Origin of the sequence: Rhodococcus mengyinensis (assembly GCF_048381435.1) — a bacterium.
In the GTDB taxonomy this organism is placed as follows: Bacteria; Actinomycetota; Actinomycetes; order Mycobacteriales; family Mycobacteriaceae; genus Rhodococcus_F; species Rhodococcus_F opacus_D.
On the sequence record NZ_JBLWIT010000156.1, the window covers coordinates 72,246 to 94,731 of the forward strand.

The 22,486-nt window shown below is 68.2% G+C and carries 23 protein-coding genes; 5 read left to right on the plus strand and 18 right to left on the minus strand.

Translation table 11 applies throughout. From position 1 onward, the window contains the following. Positions 1-5 precede the first annotated feature (5 nt). The 6 genes from ACNJ7E_RS41520 to ACNJ7E_RS41545 all read right to left on the minus strand — a co-directional run bounded on the left by ACNJ7E_RS41520 (position 6) and on the right by ACNJ7E_RS41545 (position 4,318). Positions 6-1,019: a sulfate/molybdate ABC transporter ATP-binding protein gene (locus ACNJ7E_RS41520; protein ID WP_009473975.1), complete on the minus strand. Its 1,014-nt coding sequence runs from the start codon at positions 1,017-1,019 to the stop codon at positions 6-8. After that, complete coding sequence (cysW, locus tag ACNJ7E_RS41525; RefSeq protein WP_009473976.1) at positions 1,016-1,822, minus strand: sulfate ABC transporter permease subunit CysW; 807 nt, start codon at positions 1,820-1,822, stop codon at positions 1,016-1,018. Before cysW ends, ACNJ7E_RS41520 begins: the two co-directional genes overlap by 4 nt. Further along, the gene (cysT, locus tag ACNJ7E_RS41530; RefSeq protein ID WP_280782465.1) at positions 1,819-2,658 is read right to left on the minus strand and encodes a sulfate ABC transporter permease subunit CysT; all 840 of its coding nucleotides are present in this window, start codon (positions 2,656-2,658) and stop codon (positions 1,819-1,821) included. The genes cysW and cysT overlap by 4 nt, the downstream gene beginning before the upstream one ends. 49 nt (positions 2,659-2,707) lie before the next feature. After that, positions 2,708-3,739: a sulfate ABC transporter substrate-binding protein gene (locus ACNJ7E_RS41535; RefSeq protein WP_418342536.1), complete on the minus strand. Its 1,032-nt coding sequence runs from the start codon at positions 3,737-3,739 to the stop codon at positions 2,708-2,710. Between the two features lie 180 nt (positions 3,740-3,919). Then, positions 3,920-4,009: an Ms4533A family Cys-rich leader peptide gene (locus ACNJ7E_RS41540; RefSeq protein ID WP_317746273.1), complete on the minus strand. Its 90-nt coding sequence runs from the start codon at positions 4,007-4,009 to the stop codon at positions 3,920-3,922. A 126-nt stretch (positions 4,010-4,135) separates the two neighbouring features. Next, entirely contained in the window at positions 4,136-4,318 is a 183-nt protein-coding gene (locus ACNJ7E_RS41545) for a hypothetical protein (protein WP_005247996.1), read from the minus strand. 86 nt (positions 4,319-4,404) lie between these two features. On the opposite strand from ACNJ7E_RS41545, the gene ACNJ7E_RS41550 reads away from it, so the two are divergent. Continuing rightward, positions 4,405-6,360 (plus strand): glycoside hydrolase family 15 protein, encoded by a 1,956-nt coding sequence (locus tag ACNJ7E_RS41550; RefSeq protein ID WP_418342537.1) that lies wholly within the window; start codon positions 4,405-4,407, stop codon positions 6,358-6,360. Between the two features lie 25 nt (positions 6,361-6,385). Here the strand turns inward: ACNJ7E_RS41550 and ACNJ7E_RS41555 are convergent, their stop codons facing one another. Beyond that, positions 6,386-7,324 carry an NAD(P)H-dependent flavin oxidoreductase gene (locus ACNJ7E_RS41555; protein WP_280782420.1) on the minus strand — a complete coding sequence of 313 codons (939 nt, stop codon included), beginning with the start codon at positions 7,322-7,324 and terminating at the stop codon, positions 6,386-6,388. Positions 7,325-7,381: 57 nt separating this feature from the next. After that, positions 7,382-9,274 (minus strand): translation elongation factor 4, encoded by a 1,893-nt coding sequence (gene lepA / locus ACNJ7E_RS41560; RefSeq protein ID WP_280782419.1) that lies wholly within the window; start codon positions 9,272-9,274, stop codon positions 7,382-7,384. 65 nt (positions 9,275-9,339) lie between these two features. On the opposite strand from lepA, the gene ACNJ7E_RS41565 reads away from it, so the two are divergent. Beyond that, entirely contained in the window at positions 9,340-9,903 is a 564-nt protein-coding gene (locus ACNJ7E_RS41565) for a type II toxin-antitoxin system PemK/MazF family toxin (protein WP_280782418.1), read from the plus strand. 5 nt (positions 9,904-9,908) lie between these two features. Here the strand turns inward: ACNJ7E_RS41565 and ACNJ7E_RS41570 are convergent, their stop codons facing one another. The 5 genes from ACNJ7E_RS41570 to ACNJ7E_RS41590 form a co-directional block, all read right to left on the minus strand. Then, complete coding sequence (locus ACNJ7E_RS41570) at positions 9,909-10,670, minus strand: SGNH/GDSL hydrolase family protein (RefSeq protein ID WP_418342538.1); 762 nt, start codon at positions 10,668-10,670, stop codon at positions 9,909-9,911. Positions 10,671-10,801: 131 nt separating this feature from the next. Then, positions 10,802-11,575 (minus strand): aquaporin, encoded by a 774-nt coding sequence (locus tag ACNJ7E_RS41575; RefSeq protein ID WP_011594352.1) that lies wholly within the window; start codon positions 11,573-11,575, stop codon positions 10,802-10,804. Positions 11,576-11,639: 64 nt separating this feature from the next. Beyond that, positions 11,640-12,470, minus strand: a complete 831-nt coding sequence (locus ACNJ7E_RS41580; RefSeq protein ID WP_280782415.1) for a transglutaminase family protein — start codon at positions 12,468-12,470, stop codon at positions 11,640-11,642. Positions 12,471-12,478: 8 nt separating this feature from the next. Then, positions 12,479-13,450, minus strand: a complete 972-nt coding sequence (locus ACNJ7E_RS41585; RefSeq protein ID WP_280782414.1) for an alpha-E domain-containing protein — start codon at positions 13,448-13,450, stop codon at positions 12,479-12,481. Next, positions 13,450-15,072, minus strand: a complete 1,623-nt coding sequence (locus ACNJ7E_RS41590) for a circularly permuted type 2 ATP-grasp protein (RefSeq protein WP_280782413.1) — start codon at positions 15,070-15,072, stop codon at positions 13,450-13,452. Before ACNJ7E_RS41590 ends, ACNJ7E_RS41585 begins: the two co-directional genes overlap by 1 nt. A 305-nt stretch (positions 15,073-15,377) precedes the next feature. Here ACNJ7E_RS41590 and rpsT point away from each other — a divergent pair, with 305 nt between their 5' ends. Then, positions 15,378-15,638 (plus strand): 30S ribosomal protein S20, encoded by a 261-nt coding sequence (gene rpsT / locus ACNJ7E_RS41595; protein ID WP_005248015.1) that lies wholly within the window; start codon positions 15,378-15,380, stop codon positions 15,636-15,638. Positions 15,639-15,710: 72 nt separating this feature from the next. On the opposite strand, the gene holA is transcribed toward rpsT, so the two are convergent. Then, positions 15,711-16,688: a DNA polymerase III subunit delta gene (gene holA / locus ACNJ7E_RS41600; RefSeq protein ID WP_280782412.1), complete on the minus strand. Its 978-nt coding sequence runs from the start codon at positions 16,686-16,688 to the stop codon at positions 15,711-15,713. Positions 16,689-16,806: 118 nt separating this feature from the next. Here holA and ACNJ7E_RS41605 point away from each other — a divergent pair, with 118 nt between their 5' ends. Beyond that, entirely contained in the window at positions 16,807-17,562 is a 756-nt protein-coding gene (locus ACNJ7E_RS41605) for a hypothetical protein (RefSeq protein WP_280782411.1), read from the plus strand. On the opposite strand, the gene ACNJ7E_RS41610 is transcribed toward ACNJ7E_RS41605, so the two are convergent. Next, the gene (locus ACNJ7E_RS41610; RefSeq protein ID WP_418342539.1) at positions 17,555-18,664 is read right to left on the minus strand and encodes a carboxylate-amine ligase; all 1,110 of its coding nucleotides are present in this window, start codon (positions 18,662-18,664) and stop codon (positions 17,555-17,557) included. The genes ACNJ7E_RS41605 and ACNJ7E_RS41610 overlap by 8 nt on opposite strands. 49 nt (positions 18,665-18,713) lie before the next feature. Continuing rightward, positions 18,714-20,264 carry a carboxylesterase/lipase family protein gene (locus ACNJ7E_RS41615; protein ID WP_280782409.1) on the minus strand — a complete coding sequence of 517 codons (1,551 nt, stop codon included), beginning with the start codon at positions 20,262-20,264 and terminating at the stop codon, positions 18,714-18,716. Positions 20,265-20,397: 133 nt separating this feature from the next. On the opposite strand from ACNJ7E_RS41615, the gene ACNJ7E_RS41620 reads away from it, so the two are divergent. After that, on the plus strand, positions 20,398-21,126 hold the full coding sequence (locus tag ACNJ7E_RS41620) for a GAF and ANTAR domain-containing protein (protein ID WP_280782408.1): 729 nt from the start codon (positions 20,398-20,400) through the stop codon (positions 21,124-21,126). A 6-nt stretch (positions 21,127-21,132) separates the two neighbouring features. Here the strand turns inward: ACNJ7E_RS41620 and ACNJ7E_RS41625 are convergent, their stop codons facing one another. Both ACNJ7E_RS41625 and ACNJ7E_RS41630 read right to left on the minus strand, forming a co-directional pair. Continuing rightward, the gene (locus tag ACNJ7E_RS41625; protein WP_198602055.1) at positions 21,133-21,303 is read right to left on the minus strand and encodes a hypothetical protein; all 171 of its coding nucleotides are present in this window, start codon (positions 21,301-21,303) and stop codon (positions 21,133-21,135) included. A 195-nt stretch (positions 21,304-21,498) separates the two neighbouring features. Continuing rightward, positions 21,499-22,464: an LLM class F420-dependent oxidoreductase gene (locus ACNJ7E_RS41630; protein ID WP_280782407.1), complete on the minus strand. Its 966-nt coding sequence runs from the start codon at positions 22,462-22,464 to the stop codon at positions 21,499-21,501. Positions 22,465-22,486: the final 22 nt, after the last annotated feature.

Genomic DNA, 22,486 nt, shown 5'->3' on the forward strand with positions numbered 1-22,486 from the left:
GGGAGTTACAGGGAGACCGGAACTTCGGCCTCCGGGAGTTCGGGAGCCCGCGTCGCCCGCGCGTACACGGTCTCGCCTTCCTGCAGGCCGAGTGCCGCGCTGTCGCCGCGAGTCACCTGCGCGGAGAAGGGTTCGCCGGTCGCCTCGTTACGCAGATCCACCCGCACCTCGAATCCCAGGTGCACCACTCGCTCCACGGTGGCCCGGGTGACTCCGAGCGATTCGGCCGTGCCTGCCTCCTGGGCGAGGGCGAGGTCGGGATCGCGGCCGAGGCGGATGTCGTGCGGCCGGACCAGCTGACCGTTGAGCTTGGCCACCGACCCGAGGAACGACATCACGAAATCGTTGTGGGGGCGGTCGTAGAGGTCCTCCGGTTCACCGATCTGCTCGATCCGGCCCTTGTTGAGGACCGCGATCCGGTCGGCGACGTCGAGCGCCTCCTCCTGGTCGTGGGTGACCAGCACGGTGGTCACGTGCACCTCGTCGTGCAACCGGCGCAGCCAGGTGCGCAGGTCCGTGCGGACCTTCGCGTCGAGCGCGCCGAACGGCTCGTCGAGGAGAAGCACCTTCGGGTCCACGGCCAGGGCCCGCGCGAGCGCCATCCGCTGACGCTGACCGCCGGACAGTTGCGCCGGATAACGGTGCTGGAAGCCGTCGAGGCCGACGATCTCGAGAAGCTCGTTGACCTTCTTGTCGATCTCCGGCTTGGGCCGCTTGCGGATCTTCAGGCCGAACGCGACGTTGTCGCGCACCGTCATGTGCTTGAACGCCGCGTAGTGCTGGAACACGAAGCCGATGTCCCGCTTCTGCGGGGAGATGTCGGTGACGTCGTTCCCGCCGATCACGACGGTGCCGGAGTCGAGGGACTCCAGCCCGGCGATGGATCGGAGCAGCGTCGACTTGCCCGAACCACTGGGCCCGAGGAGCGCGGTCAGCGAACCCGAGGGGATGTCGATCGTGACGTCGTCGAGAGCAGCAAAGGACCCGTAGTTCTTCCGGGCGCCGGTCACGGTAATCATGTGGTGCTCCTCTTGCGGTCGAGCAGGGTCATCAGAAGCAGGGTGATCAGCGCAATCCCCATCAGCAGGGTGGCTGCGGAGTAGGCACCGAACGTGTTGTGGTCGTCGATGTAGCGCGAATGCACGAGCAGGGTCAGGGTCTGCGACACACCGGGGAAGCCCGAGGACACCATGATCACCGCACCGAACTCGCCCAGCGAGCGGGCGACGGTCAGGACCACACCGTAGGTGAGGCCCCAGCGGATGGCGGGCAGTGTGATCAGCCAGAACGTCTGCCAGCGGCTCGCACCGAGCGTCGCGGCGGCCTGTTCCTGCTCCTCGCCGATCTCGTGCAGGACGGGCTCCACCTCCCGCACGACGAACGGCAACGTCACGAAGAGGGTGGCGATGACCATGCCGGGAAGCCCGAAGATCACCTTGAACCCCAGCGATTCGAGCCCGCCGAACCAGCCGTTGGCACCCCACAGCAGGATCAGTGACACACCGACGACGATGGGTGAGACGGCGAACGGCAGGTCGACCACCGCCTGCACCAGGCCGCGGCCGGGGAAGCGGCCCCGGACCAGCGCGAGGGCCGTCACGATCCCGAACACCACGTTGACCGGGACGACGATGGCCACGATCAGCAGGGACAGGTTGAGTGCGGAGATCGCGGCGGGGGTGCTGATCGACTCGATGAAGGCGCCGATCCCGTTCTCGAACGTGCGGAACAGGATGATGACGATCGGCACCACCAGCAGGCCGAACAGATAGAGCAGCGCGACTGCGCGCAGGGTGATCCGGGTGGACCCAGAGAGCTTCATTCCGCCTGCTCCTCACGACGCTGCCCCCGGCTGGCGAAGACCCGGAGGGCGAACAACGTCACGAACGCGATGGCCAGGAGAGCCACCGACACGGCCGCCGCGGCGGCCGGCCGATCGATTTCGATCTGCTGTTGAATGTACTGGGAAGCGACCTGGGTCTCTCGGGGAATGTTTCCGCCGATCAGGACGACGGACCCGTACTCGCCGATCGCGCGGGCGAATGCGAGCCCCGCGCCGCTGATGATGGCCGGAGTCAGGGTGGGCAGCACGACGCTCCGGAAGATCGTCCAGTTGTCCGCGCCGAGTGAGGCCGCGGCCTCCTCGACTTCCCTGTCCACCTCGATCAGCACCGGCTGCACCGAGCGGACCACGAACGGCAATGTCACGAATGCCAGTGCCACGATCAGACCGGGCTGCGTCGCGTTGAGGTGGACGCCGATCGGGCTCTCCGGGCCGTACAGCGACAGCAGCACGATGCTGGCCACGATGGTCGGCAGAGCGAACGGCAGGTCGATCAGCGCGTTGACGGCCCGCTTGCCGGGAAATTCGTCGCGCACCAGCACCCATGCGATGAGCGTGCCCATGATCACGTTGATCACGGCCACCACCACCGACACCACGACGGTGACGCGCAGGGACGCCACCGCCACGGGCGAGGTGATCGCGTCCACGAAGCCGCCGATTCCGTCGCCGAACGAGGCCACGGTGAGCGCGGCGAGTGGCAGGACCACGATGATGCTCAGCCAGAGCGTCGCGATTCCGATGCCGAGCGGTCCCACCGCACCGGTGACCCGGGCGACCTTCTTGCGCGTAGGCGGAACGGGCGGAGACGGCACCGTGGTGCCGCGTCCGCCCGTCGCCGTCGTCGTGTCGCTCACGTCGGTCTTACTTGGTTGCGTTGTCGTAGATCACTGCGATGGACCCGGTGTCCTTGGCGAACACCTCGGAGTCGACCTTGGACCAGCCGCCGAGATCGGCGATGGTCCACAGCTTGGCCGGTTCGGGGAACTTGTCGGCGAACTCGGTTGCCACCGCGGGATCGACCGGGCGGAATCCGGCCTCTCCCCACAGCTTCTGGCCCTCGGTGGTGTAGAGGAAGTCCTTGAACGCGTTGGCCTTCTCCAGGTTCTTGCTGTTCGACAGCACCGCGACCGGGTTCTCGATCTTGAACGTGGTCGGCGGGGTCACGTGCTCGACGGGGTCACCGTTGCCCTCGATGAACAGCGCCTCGTTCTCGTAGCTGAGCAGCACGTCACCGGTGCCCTGCAGGAACGCCTCCGACGCCTCGCGGCCCGACTTCGGCTGAATCTTCACGTGGTCGTTCACCAGCGACGTGATGTAGGCCAGACCGGCGTCCGGGTCCTGGCCGCCGTTGCTCTTCGCTGCGTACGGTGCGAGCAGGTTCCACTTCGCGGATCCGGAGCTGAACGGGTTGGGGGTCACGACCTCGACGTCGGGCCGCAACAGGTCGTCCCAGTCGTGGATGTTCTTCGGGTTGCCCTCGCGCACGACGATGGTGACGACCGAACCGAACGGAATCCCGTTGTAGGCGTCCTGGTTCCAGCTCGTGTCCACCAGGCCGGCGTCGACGAGGCGCGTGATGTCGGGTTCGACGGAGAAGTTGACGAAGTCGGCCTCGGCGCCGTCCTTGACCTTGCGGGACTGGTCACCGGAGGCACCGTAGGACGGCTGGAAGGCCACGCCCTTGCCCTCGTCGGTGGCGTTGAACGCGGGGATCAGCTTGTCGAAGCCCGGCTTTGGCACGGCGTACGCGTACAGGTTGATGGTGCCCGCACTGCCGTCGGCACCGGCCGAGTCGCCGCCGACGGTGTCGCTGGCGCCGCCGCTGCACGCGGTCAGCGCCACAGCTCCGAGCGTCACGAGGGCCGTGAGAAGACTACGAGAACGGCGTTTCATGGGAGAAACCTTCCTGGGGATCTGTCACAGAGGGGTGGTGCACAAACGTGGGAGGGGGTTCGAGAGGAGGAACGCAGGGATCGCCCGAGCGGAATCAGGAATGCGAACGAAAATCAGCAGCGCGAGACCGGTCGAGCGTGCACGGTGTCACTCGCGCGCAGTGCTGTGTGCGAGGAAAAATCAACAACAGTCGATGTCGGCGACTGCGAGCATGCCGACAGCGATCAACGCCAATTCATGGCGGACCTGGTGTACAGCGGCTTCAGACACGCCGTGGACTGTAGCAGAGGCTGAACCAACCGCCCACATCGAACGGGATTTACCGGGTGACCAGCCATGCGACGACGACGAGGACGAGCAGCGCGAGCAGCGCGAGTGTGACGCGTGAGCGCGGCATCAGGGTTCCTCCACCTTCGACACGTCCCGCCTGAGCAGGACGAAGACTGCGGCCAGGCCACGATCGAGCAGCCACGCCAGTCCCCGGCACACCGGCACCATCACCAGCAGCACGAGGGCGACCTGCGGAACGAACGGGAGCCCGGCGATCCACAGCTCGAAGCCGTCCCACCAACTCGCCATCCGGTCCACCGTGCCACCCTATCGTTCGCCGGCACGTGGTCGGCGCACAGGTGGACGCCGCGACGACGACGGCCGATGATGAGCAGATGGTGTCTCTCGATGCGCACTCGGACGACCAGCCCCGCTCTGCCGCGCATCGTCACCGTCGCGCGTTTCCGCCGATCGACGATTACGCGTTCCTGTCGGACTGCGAGACCACGTGCCTGATCGCCCGGAACGGGGCGGTCGAGTGGATGTGCATCCCCCGGCCCGACTCCCCCAGCGTCTTCGGCGCCGTCCTCGACCGCAGCGCCGGCCACTTCCGGATCGCGCCGTACGGGCAGAACGTGCCCGCCGCCCGCCGCTACCTGCCGGGCGGACTGATCGTCGAAACGACGTGGCAGACCGAAACGGGGTGGCTCATCGTCCGCGACGCACTCGTGCTCGGCCCGTGGCACAACGTGGAGCAGCGGTCCCGCTCCCATCGCCGCACCCCCACGGACTGGGATGCCGAACATGTCCTGCTGCGGACCGTCAAATGCGTGAACGGCACCGTGGATCTCGAGATGAGCTGCGAGCCCGCGTTCGACTACCACCGCGGCGACGCGGTGTGGGAGTACACGGGCAAGGTCTACGAGGAAGCCACCGCCACCTGCAAGTCGAGTGGTGCGGGCGACCACCCCACACTCCGGCTGACCAGCAACATGAAGCTCGGGCTGGAAGGGCGCGAGGCCCGGGCCCGGACCCGGATGGTCGAGGACGACAACGTGTTCGTCGCACTGTCCTGGTCGCACATGCCTGCGCCGCAGACCTATGACGAGGCTGCCGAGAAGATGTGGCAGACGGCGAAGTTCTGGCGGGAATGGATCACGACCGGCCGCTTCCCCGACCACAAGTGGCGTGGCTACCTGCAGCGCAGCGCCCTGGCGCTGAAGGGGTTGGCGTACGCCCCCACCGGCGCGCTGCTCGCCGCGTCGACCACATCGCTTCCGGAAACCCCCGGGGGCGAACGAAATTGGGACTACCGCTACGCATGGGTGCGCGATTCGACATTCGCACTGTGGGGGCTGTACAGCCTCGGACTCGACCGGGAGGCCGACGACTTCTTCGCGTTCCTCTACGACGTGTCCAGTGCCGACGACGGCAAGTACCGGCCGCTGCAGGTGATGTACGGCGTCGGCGGCGAGCGGACCCTCGTCGAGGAGGAACTGCCGCACCTGTCCGGCTATGACGGCGCGCGTCCGGTGCGGATCGGAAATGGTGCGTACGACCAGGACCAGCACGACATCTGGGGAACGATCCTCGATTCCGTGTACCTGCACGTGCGATCGCGTGAGCGGGTGCCGGAGACGCTGTGGCCGATGCTCAAACGTCAGGTCGAGGAGGCGATCGAGCACTGGCAGCTCCCCGACCGCGGCATCTGGGAGGTGCGCGGCGAGTCGCAGCACTTCACGTCGTCGAAGATCATGTGCTGGGTGGCCCTCGACCGGGGCGCGAAACTCGCCGAGCAGCAGGGCGAGACGAGTTATGCGGACCAGTGGGCCGACCTCGCCGACGAGATCAAGGCCGACATTCTCGAGCACGGCGTCGACGCACGCGGAGTCCTCACCCAGCGTTACGGCAGCGACGAACTCGACGCCTCACTCCTCCTCGCTCCGCTCCTGCGGTTCCTGCCCTCGGACGACCCGCGCATCCGCGCCACCGTGCTCGCCATCGCGGACGAGCTGACCGAGGGCGGGCTGGTGCTGCGCTACCGGGTGGAGACCACGGACGACGGGCTCACGGGCAAGGAGGGCACGTTCACCATCTGTTCGTTCTGGCTCGTGTCGGCGCTCGTGGAGATCGGCGAACTCGACCGCGCGAAGCGCCTGTGCGAGCGGCTCCTCGGGTTCGCCAGCCCCCTCGAGTTGTACGCGGAGGAGATCGATCCCGAGTCGGGTCGGCACCTGGGTAACTTCCCGCAGGCGTTCACCCATCTGGCGTTGATCAACGCGGTCGTCCACGTCATCCGCGCCGAGAAGGCCGCGGCGAGCGGCTTCCACCCTGCCCACTACACGGGGTGATCCGGCCGAGACCTGCGACTCCGGACTACTCCGCGAAACGGTGCAGCAACCGCTCCGCGTCGGCCGCGATCTGCCGTACCACGACACCCGCCGGCCGCTCCGACGTGACGAGACCAGCCGCCTCCCCGGCGTACACGACACCGAGGTCGGGATCCGCGGGGTCGTAGGCGGCGGCGAGTTCGGTGTCCGGGGCGTTCTCGCCGTGCCAGCGGGACGTGAACGCGTTGCTCAGGGCCCGGCCACCCCACCGGGCCGGCCACGGCTGGCTGCGCGCCTGGTCGAACACCGACGTGTACACGGTGTCCGCGCTGCCCGCCGCGATCAGCCTGCCGCGGGCGTACTCCGGCCCGATGGTCTCGGGGCTGGCCAGCAGCGCGGTCCCGATCATCGCGCCCTCCGCGCCGGCAGCGAGAACGGCGGCGAGACCACGGCCGGTCGCGATGCCGCCCGCGGCGAGCACGGGCAGCGCGGTGGAGTCCAGGATCTCCTGCAGCAGCGGCAGCGTCCCGATCCGGCCGGTGTGGCCGCCCGCCTCGCCGCCCTGGGCGATGACGAAGTCGACGCCCGCCGCCTCCACGACCCGCAGATCGTCGATCGTGTTCACCTGCGACACCACGAGCGCCCCGGTAGCGTGCACCCGCTCCACATAGGGCGCGGGATCGCCGAACGACAGCGACACGATCCGCGGGTTCTCCGCCAGCGCGGCGTCGAGCAGGGCGTCGTCGTCGTCGAGCGCCCAGGTCATCAACCCGATGCCGAAGGCGTCGCCGCCGATGCTCCGCGCGACCGCCGCCTCCTTCGCCACCCACTCCGGGGTGGCGTAGCGCGCCGCGCCGAGCAGGCCGAGCCCACCCGCCTTCGACACCTCGCCGACGAGGGCCCCGCCGGCCCGTCCGCCCATCGGGGCGCCGAGGATCGGCACCTCGATTCCCAGTGTCCGGGTGAGCCAGGTTTCGAGGGCCACGTGCCGCACCTACTTTCGATCAGACGTCGACGGAGGAGAACAACCGAGCGGTCGGTGCTACTTCTTCGGCTTGTCCCCGACCGATTCGGACGACAACGCGGCCACGAAGGCCTCCTGCGGAACCTCGACCCGGCCGATGGTCTTCATCCGCTTCTTGCCTTCCTTCTGCTTCTCGAGCAGCTTGCGCTTACGGCTGATGTCGCCGCCGTAGCACTTGGCGAGCACGTCCTTGCGGATCGCGCGGATGTTCTCACGCGAGATGATCTTCGAGCCGATCGCCGCCTGGATCGGCACCTCGAACTGCTGGCGGGGAATGAGCTCACGCAGCTTCGACGTCATCCGTCCGCCGTACGCGCCGGCCGCGGATCGGTGCACGATCGAGGAGAACGCGTCGACGGCCTCGCCTTGCAGCAGGATGTCCACTTTCACCAGATCGGCCTGCTGCTCGCCGGCCTCCTCGTAGTCGAGGCTGGCGTACCCCTTTGTCCGCGACTTCAGGGCGTCGAAGAAGTCGAACATGATCTCGCCCATGGGCATCTCGTAGCGAAGCTCCACCCGGGTCTCGGACAGGTAGTCCATGCCGCCGAGTTCGCCGCGCCGGTTCTGGCAGAGCTCCATGATCGCGCCGATGAACTCGCTCGGCGCGATGACGGTGCACTTCACCATCGGCTCGTATACCTCGCGGATCTTGCCCTCCGGCCAGTACGACGGGTTGGTGACGACGTGCTCGGAGCCGTCCTCCATCACCACCCGGTACACCACGTTCGGCGACGTGGAGATCAGTTCGAGCCCGAATTCGCGCTCGAGGCGGTCGCGGGTGATCTCCATGTGCAGCAGTCCGAGGAATCCGCAGCGGAATCCGAATCCGAGCGCCACCGACGTCTCCGGCTCGTAGGCCAGGGCGGCGTCGTTGAGACGCAACTTGTCCAGGGCGTCGCGCAGCACCGGGTAGTCCGAACCGTCGAGCGGGTAGAGGCCGGAGTAGACCATCGGCTTGGGGTCGCGGTAGCCCACGAGGGGTTCGGTCGCACCGCCGCGCGCCGCGGTGACCGTGTCGCCGACTCGCGACTGCCGGACGTCCTTCACACCGGTGATGAGGTACCCCACCTCGCCGACGCCGAGGCCGATACTGGCCTTCGGTTCGGGCGAGATGATGCCGACCTCGATCAGGTCGTGGGTAGTGCCCGTCGACATCATGGTGATCTTCTCGCGCGGCGAGATCCGGCCGTCCACGACGCGCACGTAGGTGACCACTCCGCGGTAGGCGTCGTACACCGAGTCGAAGATCATGGCGCGCGCCGGACCGTCGGGGTCACCGACGGGGGCGGGGATCTGCCGCACGACCTCGTCGAGCAGTTCCTTCACCCCGATGCCGGTCTTGCCGGACACGCGCAGCACGTCACCCGGCTCGCACCCGGTGATGTGTGCGATCTCCTCGGCGTACCGGTCCGGGTCGGCGGCGGGCAGGTCGATCTTGTTGAGCACCGGGATGATGGTGAGGTCCTTCTCCATCGCCAGGTACAGGTTGGCGAGCGTCTGGGCCTCGATGCCCTGCGCGGCATCCACCAGCAGGACTGCACCCTCGCAGGCCTCGAGGGCGCGGGAGACCTCGTACGTGAAGTCGACGTGCCCGGGGGTGTCGATGAGGTGGATGACGAACTCCTCGTCGCCCACCTTCCACGGCAGCCGGACGTTCTGCGCCTTGATCGTGATGCCGCGCTCGCGCTCGATGTCCATGCGGTCGAGGTACTGGGCGCGCATCTGCCGCTCCTCGACCACACCGGTGAGCTGAAGCATGCGGTCGGCCAGGGTCGACTTGCCGTGATCGATGTGCGCGATGATGCAGAAATTCCGGATCCGGGCAGGATCCGTGAACGTCTTGTCGGCGAAGCTGCTGATGGGGGACCCCTTACCTGGACCGGCACCGGCCCGGTTCCGGGCCACTGTCACCTGTCAGGATATCCAAGCCACCGCGTTGCGGCTGCCGCGGCATACACGCACTAAGCTCGGCGGCCATGGCGAGCACGTGGAGCAGCATCGGGAAGACGTTGGGCCGACTTGCACGGGACAAGGGCCCGCAGCTGATCCAGGCGCTGCAGAAGTCCGGCGCGCTGGACCGCGCGGCCGGTGTCCTGACCGGGTCGACGGTCGCCGCGCCGAAGCCGGCCCCGGGTCGTCCGGTCACCGCGAATTCCGCCCCGACGGCCCATCGGGCACGGAAGGTGGAGTACTCCCCCGACCTGGACGGTCGCGCGGATCCGGGCGAAATCGTCTGGACGTGGGTGGCATACGAGGAGGATCCGAGCCAGGGCAAGGACCGGCCCGTGCTCGTCGTCGGACGTGACGGCGACACCCTGCTCGGGTTGATGCTGTCCTCGCAGAGCAAGCACGACGGCGACCGGGACTGGATCGCGGTCGGCTCGGGGGCGTGGGATGCGGAGGGTCGTCCGAGCTGGATCCGCCTGGACCGGGTGCTGGACGTGCCGGAGGCGGGGATCCGCCGCGAGGGCGCCGTGATGGCACAGGACACGTTCGAGATCGTGGCGCGTCGACTGCGGGCGGACTTCAGCTGGCAGTGACGCCGTCACCGGCGCAGATCGTCGGCGATCATCTCGGCGATCGCAGTCATCGCGAGCGCGTTGGGATGCGCCGGTTCCGCGGGTGACTGCGGCAGGATGCCCTCGAACCACCGCTGCCCCGCCGGCGCGCAGGCGTCGTGCCCACCATCCACGGCGGCCTTCGCGATGTCGACGTAGTGCACGCCGTATCTGGCCGCGGCATCGACGTAGATCTGGTTGAAGCGGGCGAAGTATCGCTCGAGCCAAACCGCGTCCGCGTCGGACACGGGCATGTTCGGCCAGCAACCACGCCGTCCGACGGAACCGCCGTGCCCGATCAGGAAGACCTCGGCGTTCGGTGCCTTCGCGACGATCGCGGCCACCACGGCGTCGACCTGGGGTGCCATCGTCGCGATCCCCTCGACCGCCAGTTGCTCCGCCCGTGGGTTGTCGCGGCAACCGGCATCCGCGCCGGGAACGACAGCGGCGCAGCGCACCGACACGGGCAGGTGATGGGAACCGCCCCCGCCGATGCTGAGCGTCACGACGTCGGTGTCCGGGCGGAGCGCCTCGATCTGCGGTGGAGCGAATCCCGCCCCCACGAACTGCGGGGTGCTGATCACGTGGGCGGGTTTCGCGGCGGAGCAGGTGACGTCGGTGACGGTGGTCGCGCCGATCAGCCGCGCCAGCTTCGCCGGGTAGTTCAGGTCCGGTGATCGCAGGCACAGGTCGCGGTGCTCGGTGAATTCGATGAGCGGCCCGGCTGCCCGGGAGTCGCCGAGGGCCACGTAGGTCGGTCCCGGCCGCGGTGCGTCCTCGGCGGTCGCGGTCGCAGGGACCGCCCCGGTGAGCGCGAGAACGACGCACGCGAGAAGTGCGGCTCGCAGGTCGCGCCGGTCCGGGACGGGTCGGCCGGTTGTCAGCTCTGCAGTCGGTCGTACCGGCCGAACAGTGACCGGTAGACGAGCGCTCCCACCGCGCCACCGATCAACGGGAACACGATGAACAGCCACACCTGGGCGAGCGCGCCGTTCTGGTAGGGCGCGACGGCGAGGCTGCGGGCGGGGTTGACGGACGTGTTGTCGATCGGGATCGACACGAGGTGGATCACGGCGAGCGTGAACCCGATGGAGACACCGGCGAGGGGGACGTCGGAGATCTGGTCGGTGGAGGCGAGGACCACGAACACGAGCAGCGCGGTGAGCAGGACTTCGACGATCATCGCCGCACCGATGCCGTAACCGTTCTCGATGACCCCGCCGAGCGGTCCCTTGATGGCGGACGGGCTGTGGGCGCCCCAGCCGTTGGCGCCGAGACCGTCGTCGGCCCGGTTGTACGAGGGCAGGCTCTGCGCGATCGCGTACACCACCACACCGGCGACGAGACCGCCGATGACCTGGGCGACGACGTACAACCCCGCCTTCACGACGGACAACCGGCCGAGAGCGAGGTGTCCGACCGTGACGGCCGGGTTGACGTGGCAGCCCGAAATGGGGCCGATGGCGTAGACGAGGAAGAGGAGCGTCAGTCCGAATGCCAGTGCCACACCGAGGTTCCCGACCTTGGCTCCGGCGAAGACCGCCGTACCCACCGCCGCGAAGACCAGTACGAACGTTCCAACCGCCTCAGCTACGTATTTCTTGAGATCCGAGATCGGTTCGACTTCTACGTATTCCTGTGCGGTTGGAGACATTGAACCCACCTTCGTCGAAATGGATCGTTAGTCCTGCTTTCCACAGATAGATCTGGCTGGCACTTTACGCCAGGCGTGTGATCTCCACGACGACTTCGAGATCTGTCGCGCGGCCCCCGGAGAAGATGCCCTTGAGCGGCGGAACGTCCGCGTAGTCCCGCCCGATACCCACCGACACGTGCTGTTCGTTCACCGCGACGGCGTTGGTCGGGTCGTATCCCCACCACGCACCGGTCCACGCCTCGACCCACGCGTGACTCTCCCCCGCCACCGTGTCGTCCACCGCCGCATCGGGTTTCGGGTGCAGATAGCCGGACACGTATCGACTCGGAATTCCCATGCTGCGCAGAAGAACCAGCGTCAGGTGCGCGTAGTCCTGGCACACACCCTGCCGTTCGGCCCAAGCATCGACCGCGGACGTGTGGACGCCCGTCGTGCCCGGAACGTAATCCATCTCCCGATGCACCCAGTCCGCCGCCGCGACAACGGCTTCGTCGGGGGTGCGGCCCTTGCGGAGGTCCCGGGCGATGGTGTCGAGCTTTCGGCTGCGCGGCACGAACGTGGTGTTGCTCAGCTGTTCGTTGAACCGGTCGGTGAGCGGAGGGCTGGCCAGCTCGTCCCAGTCCACCTTCTCCTCCGGCTCCCAGAACGGTTCGGTCTCGACCACGGACAGCCCGGTTACCTCGAGTTCCCTGTGCGGCGCATGGAGATCGAACGCGGTGACGGCAGTGCCCCAGTAGTCGGTGTAGCGGTACGACCGCGTCGCCGGCGTCGTCTCCACCCGGTTCAGGATCACCGTCTGCCTGCTGTCACCGCGCGGGGTGAGTCGCGCCTCGTTGTACGAGGACGTGACCGGTGCGTCGTAGGCATACCCGGTGGTGTGCACGACTCTCATACGCCAGCTCACAGCTCTCCCTCCACGACGGCGTCGCCGCCGACGGCCCGTGCATCGGTCCACGCCACCCACGGCGCAGCGTGAAAATACTGCAGTGCGATGGCTTCTCCGAGGTCGCGGCAGGTTTCCTGCAACCCCGCGAGCCGATCCTGGAGATCCTCGAGGAGCACGCCGGGCGGCAGGAACTCGAGTTCGCTCCGGGCCCGGCCGAGGAGGCGCTGCGCCTCGGCTCTCGGTCCGACGCGGCTGTCGGGCTGGTGGTCGAGCTCGGCGAGACACAACTCCGCCTGCCGGATGGCGTGGAACACCGACCGCGGAAACAGCCGGTCCAGCAGGATGAACTCGACCACCCGGTTGGCGTCCAGCGCGCCGCGGTACGTGCGCAGGTAGGTGTCGTGAGCTCCCGCGGAACGCAGCACCGTCACCCACGCCGGCGAGGACGGGCGGTCGCCCGCACGGGACAACAGCATCCGCGCGAGCATGTCGACGCGCTCGATGGAGCGGCCGAGCAGCAGGAAGCGGTATCCGTCGTCGCGGCTCATCGTCGAGTCGGCCAGACCCGCGAACATCGCCGCGCGTTCCTCCACGTACCGGAAGAACTCGTGCGGCCCGAGACGCTTGGACGCCCGTTCCCGTTCGGCGAGGCCGTTGTACGTGGTGTTGAGGCACTCCCACATCTCGCTGGACGTGACCTCCCGGGCTCCCCGCGCGTTCTCGCGGGCGCTGGCGAGGGAGTCGATGATCGAGCCCACCTGGTTGCGGCTGAACGCCACCAGTTCGGTCACCGACCGGACGTCGAGCTGGGTGTCGGGAGCTTCGATGCCGAGCACCCGCAGCAGCAACCGGGACGTGCGGTCGGGGTCCACCGAGGCGTCGTCGAGCAGCTGGTGCACGGCTACGTCGAGGATGCGGGCCATGTCGTCGGCCCGCTCGACGTACCGGCCGATCCAGTACAGCGATTCCGCGTTTCTCGCCAGCATCAGCGATCACCTCCCTGGCCCTGGCCCTGTTGCTGCTGCTGTTGCTGTTGTTGCTGCAGTTGAGTCGTACTGAGTTCGGGTCCCTGCTCGGCCTCGGCGGACTGCGCCGGCTCGGTCACGAGCTCCTCACCGGCGAGTTCCCGCTCCTCGTCGGAACTCCGGCTCGCGAGCACCCACGTGTCCTTGCTTCCGCCGCCCTGGCTGGAGTTCACGACGAGGGACCCCTCGGGCAGGGCCACACGGGTCAGCCCGCCCGGCAGCACCCACACGTCGTCACCGTCGTTGACCGCGAAGGGCCGCAGATCGACGTGCCGCGGCACCAATTCGTCTCCGACCTTGGTCGGCACCGTGGACAGCTGGACGACGGGCTGCGCGATCCACCCGCGCGGGTCGGCCTTGATCTTCCGGGCGATCGTGTTCAGTTCCTTGGGTGACGCGTCGGGGCCGAAGACGATGCCGTAGCCGCCGGACCCCTCCACCGGTTTGATCACCAGTTCGTCGACCCGGTCCAGGACCTCCTCGCACTCCTCGTCGAGCCAGCACCGGAACGTGTCGACGTTCGCGAGCAACGGCTTCTCGCCGAGGTAGTAGTCGATGATCTGCGGGACGTACGTGTAGACGAGTTTGTCGTCGCCGACCCCGTTCCCGACGGCACTCGAGATGACGACGTTGCCCGCCCGGGCCGCGTTCAGGACGCCGGCCACCCCGAGCACGGAGTCCGGCCGGAAGTGCATCGGGTCGAGGTAGTCGTCGTCGATGCGGCGGTAGATGACGTCGACCTGGCGTTCGCCCTCGGTCGTGCGCATGTAGACCATGTTGTCGCGGCAGAACAGGTCACGCCCCTCGACCAGTTCGACACCCATCTGGCGCGCGAGCAGCGAATGCTCGAAGTACGCGGAGTTCGCGACACCGGGTGTCAGCACCACGACGGTCGGGTCGGCCTCGTTGAGGGCGGCGGACGCGCGCAGCGCCCGCAACAGATGGGAGGCGTAGTCGCCGACGGACCGCACGCGGTGCGACATGAACAGGTCGGGGAACACCCGCGCCATCGTGCGGCGGTTCTCCATGACGTAGGACACCCCCGACGGCGAACGCAGGTTGTCCTCGAGTACGCGGAACACCCCGTTCTCGTCGCGGACGAGGTCGATGCCGGCGACGTGGATCCGCACCCCGTTCGGCGGGACGATCCCCGACGCCTCCCGGTGGAAGTGCTCGCACGAGGTGACCAACCGCTTCGGCAGCACGTGGTCACGCAGGATGCGCTGTTCCCCGTACACGTCGTCGAGGAACATCTCGAGCGCCTGCACGCGCTGCTTGATGCCCTTCTCGAGTCGCGTCCACTCGGCAGCCGCGATGACCCGGGGGACCAGATCGAGCGGGAAGGGCCGTTCCTGACCGGACAGCGAGAACGTCACGCCCTGGTCGATGAACGCCCTGCCCAGGGCGTCGGATCGGGCGGCGAGGTCGGCTCGGTCCGCGGGCTCGAGCGCCTTGAAGACGCCCTTGTACGGCGGGCGGACGGTGCCGTCGCGGTCGAACATCTCGTCGAACGCCAGCCCGTAGCGCCCGACGTCGGTGTACCCGTCGAACACGTGGGCGGGCTTGCGCGGCCGAGCGGTCACCCGTGTCCGCGGCTGGGTTCCCGATGCCTTCGCACCCGCCTGCGTGCTTCCCCCCGATTTCCGGACGGGGGCTTTCGAGGTTGCCGACGATTTCGTTACTGTTGACGACTTCGATGCTGGGGGCGTCATCCCAGACATGCTGCTACATGCACACCCGTTCAGCAGCACAGCCGCAGGATTTCCCGGCGCGTCCGGCGCCGGTTTGAGATCGGACACCGATCACTGGTAATCTCGCCTGTCGGTGCATATGTGTGCGCCCAGAGCTTTCTCGACCGTAACCAGCTTAAGACGACAGGATTTTACGCGTGGCCAACATCAAGTCCCAGGTGAAGCGGATCCGTACCAACGAGGCGGCCCGACTCCGTAACCAGTCGGTGAAGTCCTCGCTGCGCACGGCGATCCGCTCGTTCCGCGAGGCTGCGGCGGCCGGTGACAAGGACAAGGCCAACGAGCTCCTCGTCGCCACCAGCCGCAAGCTCGACAAGGCAGCCAGCAAGGGCGTCATTCACGCCAACCAGGCTGCCAACAAGAAGTCTGCTCTCGCGCAGGCGATCAACAAGATCTGACGGTTCTTCCGTCGTAGGCTCTCCAACAGCCGCTCGATCCTCGGATCGAGCGGCTGTTGTCGTGTCTGCGTGTCAGACCTGGCGTAGCCGGGAGACGCGTCCGACGGCACTCTCGACGGCGTAGTCCGCGTCGGCCGACGCGCCCTTGACGTCGGCGTTCAGGGACGCCACGATACGCAGCGCCTCCCCCACCGACGTGGGTGTCCATCCCTTCGCGAGGGCCTGCGCCTTCTTGATCTTCCAGGGTGGCATGCCGAGTTCCGACGCCATCCGGAACGGGTCTCCCCGTCCCGCCGGGGCCACCCGGGCGATCGAGTGCACCGCGTCGGCCAGCGCGTCCGCCAGCAGCACGTGGGGTACGCCGCGCAGCATCGCCCAGCGCAGCGCCTCGATCGCGCCTGCGGTGTCGCCGGCGACGGCCTTGTCCGCGACGTCGAAACCGCTCACCTCGGCCTTGCCCGAGTAGTACCGCTGAACGGCGGCGACGTCGATCTTTCCGCCGGTGTCTGCGGTGAGCTGCGAGCACGCGGCCGCCAGTTCGCGCAGATTCGAGCCGACCCCCTCGAACACGGTCTGCACCACTTCCGGCGACACCCGGACGCCGAGGGTGCGGAACTCGCCGCGGATGAACCCGATGAGGTCGCCGGACTTCAGTTTGGCGCACGGGTGCACCACCGCTCCGAGTTTCTCCAGCGCCCCGGTCATCGCTTTCGCCCGTCCGCCGCCCGAGTGCAGGACCACGAGGACGACGCCCGGAGGCGGGTCCCCGGCTGCGTCGAGGATCAGTGCCACGGCGTCCTTGCCTGCCTCGGCCGCGGCCTCGAGCACCACCACGCGGTCTTCGGCGAACAGGGAGGGGCTGAGCAGTTCGGCGAGTTCGGCTGCCCCGGCGTCGCCCGCCCTCAACCGGTTGACGGGAAGATCAGCGCCCGCGGCCACGTCCGCGTTCGCGCGAACGTGGCTGATGACCTGCGCCACCGCACGTTCGACGAGGAACTCCTCGTCACCGAGGACGAGATGGAGCTGTTCGAGCTGAGTTGGTGTGCTCACGCGAAGATCGTGCCACGTGTGGCGGACACGGTCGCCGACACCCCGGAACCGGGACCGAGCAGGCCGAACACGGGCGATCGCCACGCAGCGGTCGCGTCGGCGGTGGACACTCGATCATATGACCGCGGAAACCGAGGTGGACGGCGTCATCCGCGCGGACTACGCGCACATGATCGACCTCGACGACGATCGCACGGCAGGGCAACGGTACGAGCTGAGTTTCCGGTACACCTGCCGTGACGGGCTGCTCCTCCGATGGTCGGTGCAATTGGTCGCCCGCTGTTCTGCCTCCGGCCACGCCGAGACGCTGTTCGCCGGTGGTCGATCCGTCCTCGAACCCGCAGCGCCCTCGCGCGGCGACGTCGCGGCGGCCGGGTCCGACGACGACTTCGACACCGCGTGCGAGTTCTATGAACAACGGTGGCGGGCCCTGCTCGACCCGACGGGCGGCAGCCCGCGAGGTGCCACCGAGCAGCGCCACCTGTCCGACGCGCTCACCCTGTACGGGCGTACGTGGCGGAGCGGGGCAGGCCGTGCGGTCGCCGACCGACTCGCATCGTTCGCGAATGTCACCGTGCTCGCCCTGGGCACCGACCCCGCGTTCCACGTCATGCGCCGCACCGCCGCGCATTACCCCGACCCGGTCGTCCTCGCCGTCTACCAGCCCGCCGGGCAGCGCATCGACCTCAGCCTCGTCGACACCGCGACCGTGGAAGCGTTGATCGACGACCCCGGTCCGCTGCGTACCGGACCGGACACCAGCGCAGGTGCCCTGCTCACGGGTGTCGGATCCGCCGGACTGCTGCATCCCGGCTACATCGGCTCCACCACCGCCGGCGTCGCCGAGTTGACTCCGCCACCTCCGGTCAGCTGACCACTTCGCGCGTCAGGAGGTCGACCACCGCCGCCAGCGTGCCGACGCGCGTGAACTCGGCCCGTTGCCGCTCGGCGCCCGTGCCCTCGCGCAACACGGTGTCGAGCCCCGACTCGAGGAACGCCCGATCACTCGCGCCGAGCCCCGGGGCCACGCAGTCGTTCAGCAATTCCAGTTGCCGGCGGACCGGCAGGGCCCGATCCGTGGCCGGGCTCGTGCATTCCCCGTCGAGTCCGTCACGGGCCGCGCGCCACAATTGCGCCCGCAGCAGCTCGGCGCGCAGCCACGGCACGGTGAGGCCGTCGTCCAGCGACTGGAGCGCCCACCCGACGAGACCCTTCACGACCACCGCGTAGAGCGCCGCGTGCGCCGCGGTCATGGCGACGTCCGCGACCCGGACCTCGATGGTCGGCTGCTTGTCGGAGAGCCGGACGTGCCAGTAGATCATTCCCCGGTCCATGGCGGCACCGGTTCCGATCATGGCTCCGACCATCGCCTCGTACTCGTCCGCGGAGTCGAAGTGCGGCGGCGGTCCCGCCGACGGCCACCGCGACCACATGATGTGCCGCCAACTGTGATAGGCGGTGTCGTGCCCACTGTGGAACGGCGAGTTCGCGGCGAGCGCGAGGAGTACGGGCAGCCAACTGCGAACCAGGTTGCTCACCCGCACACCGACGTCGCGGCTCGGGACCCCCACGTGCACGTGGCAGCCGCACGTGGTCACCGTGTCCACGATCGACCCGAAGTGGCGGGCCATCTGCTCGTACCGCGGGCTGGGGGTGATCGCCGGGGGCAATCCCTCGACGATCAGGGACGTCCCGCTGGGTAGCAGCAGCAGATCGCGGCCCGCGGCGGCCTTCGCCAGCCGGCGTCGCAGGCTGCGCAGCTCCTCGTGCAGTTCCTCCCCGGTGTGGCACACGCCCGTCGCCGTCTCGATCTGGCATCGGGCGAGTTCACGCTGAAGCCCGTGAATGTCGTGGCCGGCCTCCGTGACCACGTCGGGTCCCGCGGCGGAGAGGTGACCGGACTCGTCGACGAGGAAGAACTCCTCCTCGACCCCCACACTGAGGTCGCGACCCGATTCCGTTGCTGCAGGGCTCATTCAGGAGGTATCCCCGCGTTCCGCGGATACGAAACCGAGGCACCGCCGCTCAGGTGAAACCGATGACTTCCTCACCCCAGGCCCGGCGGAGCTCCCGGTCCGGATCGGCGACGACCGCGTCGGACTTGCCGATCAGCAGGGTCGTGCGATCCGCCTCGTCGTACCGCGGCCAGCCGACCTCGGCTCCCGTTCCGTCCGGGGTGCCCTCGGTGGCGAACGACAGCCACCGTCGCTGGATCCGCTCCGACACGTGCCCGGCGGTTCGGTGCCCCCCGAGCTTGAATGTGGGGTCGTGCGGGACGACGCCGAAGTTCCCGAAGACGTACGGCACCTCGGTGCCGTGGGTGGCGCCGATCCGCGCGGCGCGCAGGAACGGTGTCGCGTAGTCGAAGCGGTACAGCCAGGTCGGGGCGACGCGGCTGTGCGCCTCCGCGATCCACAGCGTCGGCATCCGGAACGCGGCATCCCGCGAGATCTCCATGGCCGAGCGCTTCTTCGGGTAGTCGGGGTACGCGGCCGCCACCTCCTGTTCCTCGTCCGCCGGGAGGTCGGGATGGTCGGCGGCGATCGCCACGAACATCTGATGCACGGCGTCCGGGGTGATCGGCATCAGGGGCGACTTCATGAGCCGGAACATCGACGCCTCGTCCTTGTTCGTCCCGATCAGCAGCGGAATTCGGTGTGCGAGGCCTTTGCGGAATGCCGCCACCGGGTAGTGCGGGACCACGTCGCCGTCGACGGTCGGGGCAACCGCCAGGGTGCCGGGGACCCGCGCGGGCACCTGCTGGACGAGTTCGACGCAGGCCTTCGTCAGCACGTCGACGGGCAGGTCGCGGAGACGGCCCGCGTCGGCGGGCGCGATGTCGAGCAGCTCGAGGAACGACTCGGCGATGCTCGCCGCGCGGTCACCGCCGTACACGGATGTCGCGGGGGAACTCTCGGCGATCGCGCGATGGAACAGTCCCTCCGCCGGCGGGGACGTCATCAGCGTGGTGACCGCGCCCCCACCGGCGGATTCCCCGAACAGGGTCACGTCGCCCGGGTCGCCGCCGAATGCCGCGATGTTGTCGCGAACCCAGGTCAGTGCCGCAATCTGATCGCGCAGGCCCAGGTTCGTGTCGAACGGATGCTCCCCGGTCGAAAACGAGGAGAAGTCGAGGAAGCCCAGCGCACCGAGCCGGTAGTTGAACGTGACCACCACGACGTCGCCGCGTTCGACCAGACGGGTCGGATCGAACATGCGCTGTCCGGACGAACCGAGGTAATACGCCCCGCCGTGGATCCACACCATCACCGGCCGCGGTCGCTCGGTGTCCGTCGCGGGGGCGAAGACGTTCACGGTGAGGCAGTCCTCGTCGATGGTCAGACCGGGATCGATGGGCAGCGGGCCGTGCTCGTTCTGCGGTGCGATCGGACCGAACCGGGAACAGTCGCGAACGCCGGTGAAGGGTTCGGGCGGGCGCGGGGCGCGGAGCCGCCACTCGCCGACCGGCGGCGCGGCGTAGGGAATGCCTTTCCAGGACCGAACGCCGCCCAGGCGGACGCCCCGCAGCGTTCCCTGGCCGATGGTCACCTGTGGGTCCTCGGTGCGCGAAACCATGCCGTCATCTTCGCCCGGGACGACTGCCGCCGGAGTCCGATCGGGAATTCCTGCGGCCGGGACCTGCGGGGACCGCCCTCTCTGGCAGACTGAATCGGTGAACCGGGCGCATGCCCGCACGCTGGAGGAACCGATGCGAGAGACAGTGCCCGAGACGACGCGCTCGCAGGCGGTCGGCAGGTCGGCCGCGACGTTCGCGACCCTCGCCGATCTTCTCTACGCAGGCCAGGATTTCGGGCACGTCCACCAAGCCATCTGCGACGCCGCGCCGCTGCTCGTCGAGGGCTGTGACCACGCGAGCCTGATGCTCCGGGAGGGATCCCGCTATGTGACGGCCGCGGCGAGCGACGACGTGGCCTTCCGTGTCGACGAGTTCGAGCGCAGCGAGAACGAGGGACCGTGCGTCGATGCCATCGTCAGCGACACTCCCCAGTTCGAGACGGACCTCGCCACCACGTCGCAGTGGCCGCGGCTGTCGGCGCGGGTGCTGGCCCACACACCGGTGCGCGGTGCCGCCGGATTCCGACTCGTCATCCTCGGACGCAAGGTCGGCGCCCTCAATCTGTTCTCCGACACGGCGGGAGCGCTGAACACCACGTCCGTCGATCAGGGCATCATGCTCGCATCGTTCGCGGCGGTGGCGCTGGCGGCCGTCCACGAGCACGCCGAGGCCGAGACACTGCGGGCAGGCCTGGCCAGCAACCGTGAAATCGGGAAGGCGGTGGGACTGCTGATGGCGTTCCACAACATTCCCGAGACTCAGGCGATGGAGATTCTCCGCACCACCTCGCAGGACATGAACCTCAAACTGGCGACGGTGGCGCAGGAAATCGTCGCTCACCATCACCGGAAGGTGACCTGACCGCCGTCAGTCCGCCTCCGGTGCATCGGGGTTACCCGCGATGCCGAGCATGGACAGGAGCATGCGGCAGTCTTCGGCGTCGAGTGACTGGGCGGCAACGACCCGCTGCGCTCTCCACACCTGCCCGGCGTCGAGTTCGTCGTCCACATCGAGATCTGTCCGCTCCGATTCCGACATTCGCCCTCCAATGCGGGTGCGTTCCAAGACCGTTCACCTCAGGCATCTGCCACCGGATGGTAGTCGGTGTTTCGGTGTCGCATATGCACATCGGGAATCGAAGTCGAAACGATACAGAACCCGTTCCGCCCCGGTCGCGCCGAGCGTGTCGAGCGGCGCGCCCACGAGACGAAAGTTACAGCGGCACAGCCGATATCAGGAATCCGTCAGCGCCCGCAGCGGCTCACTCAACTCGTTGGCGAAGAACTCGAAGAAGCCGTCGACGTCCGGCCCCGCGTTGATCAGCGCCAAATGATCGAACCCGGCATCGACGAAGGTGCCTGCCACCTCGAGGTGCCGCCGGACATCCGGCCCGCAGGCCATGGCGTCGCGGACGTCCTCGGTGCGGATCGACGACGCTGCTGCCTCGAAGTTGATCGGATTCGGCAGTTCCGCTTGAACCTTCCATCCGGTCAACCCGAACCGGAACAACCGGTGCGCCGACTCGACCGCAGATTCCTCGTCACGAGCCCACGCGAGGGGCACCTCCCCGTATCTGGGCCCCGACCCACCGGCCCCGGCGTAGGCCTTCACCAGGTCCGGATCCGCTTCGGTGGCGAACAGTCCGTCGCCGAGTTCCGCGGCGATCCCGACGGCCTCCGTGCCGCCGGCCGCGACGGCGATCGTGGGCGGCACGTCGGGGAGATCGAACACGCGGGCGTCGTCGAGAGTGAGGTGTTTGCCCTCGTACGAGTGGTAGCCGCCCGACCACAGCAGGCGGATGATGTCGATCGCCTCACGGAGCATCTGGTGCCGGATGGTCACCGACGGCCATCCGCCACCGACGACATGTTCGTTCAGCCGTTCCCCCGAACCGAGTCCCAAGGTGAACCGGCCCTCGCTGAGGACGGCGGTCGTGGCCGCGGCCTGCGCGATGATCGCGGGGTGATATCGGACGAACGGGCAGGTGACGCCGGTCGCCAGACCGATCCGGTCGGTCCGTGCCGCGGCGGCCGCGAGCATCGACCACACGAATCCCGAATGACCGTGGCTGTAGAGCCAGGGGTGATAGTGATCGCTCACCTCGACGAAGTCGAAGCCGGCGCGTTCGGCCTCCACCGCCTGCCGCACGATCTCCCGCGGATCGAACGTCTCGGCCATCAGCTTGAACCCCACCTGCATGTCGTCGTCCCTTTCCTCGAGT

What these genes read in the sequence shown, in the direction of transcription:
- ACNJ7E_RS41535 (WP_418342536.1), bottom strand. Translation starts at nt 3,739, where the DNA reads ATGAAACGCCGTTCTCGTAGTCTTCTCACGGCCCTCGTGACGCTCGGA.
- ACNJ7E_RS41580 (WP_280782415.1), bottom strand. Translation starts at nt 12,470, where the DNA reads ATGAGAGTCGTGCACACCACCGGGTATGCCTACGACGCACCGGTCACG.
- ACNJ7E_RS41585 (WP_280782414.1), bottom strand. Translation starts at nt 13,450, where the DNA reads ATGCTGGCGAGAAACGCGGAATCGCTGTACTGGATCGGCCGGTACGTC.
- ACNJ7E_RS41620 (WP_280782408.1), top strand. Translation starts at nt 20,398, where the DNA reads ATGCGAGAGACAGTGCCCGAGACGACGCGCTCGCAGGCGGTCGGCAGG.
- ACNJ7E_RS41565 (WP_280782418.1), top strand. Translation starts at nt 9,340, where the DNA reads ATGGCGAGCACGTGGAGCAGCATCGGGAAGACGTTGGGCCGACTTGCA.
- cysW (WP_009473976.1), bottom strand. Translation starts at nt 1,822, where the DNA reads ATGAAGCTCTCTGGGTCCACCCGGATCACCCTGCGCGCAGTCGCGCTG.
- ACNJ7E_RS41550 (WP_418342537.1), top strand. Translation starts at nt 4,405, where the DNA reads ATGGTGTCTCTCGATGCGCACTCGGACGACCAGCCCCGCTCTGCCGCG.
- ACNJ7E_RS41605 (WP_280782411.1), top strand. Translation starts at nt 16,807, where the DNA reads ATGACCGCGGAAACCGAGGTGGACGGCGTCATCCGCGCGGACTACGCG.
- ACNJ7E_RS41545 (WP_005247996.1), bottom strand. Translation starts at nt 4,318, where the DNA reads ATGGCGAGTTGGTGGGACGGCTTCGAGCTGTGGATCGCCGGGCTCCCG.
- ACNJ7E_RS41575 (WP_011594352.1), bottom strand. Translation starts at nt 11,575, where the DNA reads ATGTCTCCAACCGCACAGGAATACGTAGAAGTCGAACCGATCTCGGAT.
- ACNJ7E_RS41520 (WP_009473975.1), bottom strand. Translation starts at nt 1,019, where the DNA reads ATGATTACCGTGACCGGCGCCCGGAAGAACTACGGGTCCTTTGCTGCT.
- ACNJ7E_RS41630 (WP_280782407.1), bottom strand. Translation starts at nt 22,464, where the DNA reads ATGCAGGTGGGGTTCAAGCTGATGGCCGAGACGTTCGATCCGCGGGAG.
- ACNJ7E_RS41610 (WP_418342539.1), bottom strand. Translation starts at nt 18,664, where the DNA reads ATGAGCCCTGCAGCAACGGAATCGGGTCGCGACCTCAGTGTGGGGGTC.
- ACNJ7E_RS41615 (WP_280782409.1), bottom strand. Translation starts at nt 20,264, where the DNA reads ATGGTTTCGCGCACCGAGGACCCACAGGTGACCATCGGCCAGGGAACG.
- ACNJ7E_RS41625 (WP_198602055.1), bottom strand. Translation starts at nt 21,303, where the DNA reads ATGTCGGAATCGGAGCGGACAGATCTCGATGTGGACGACGAACTCGAC.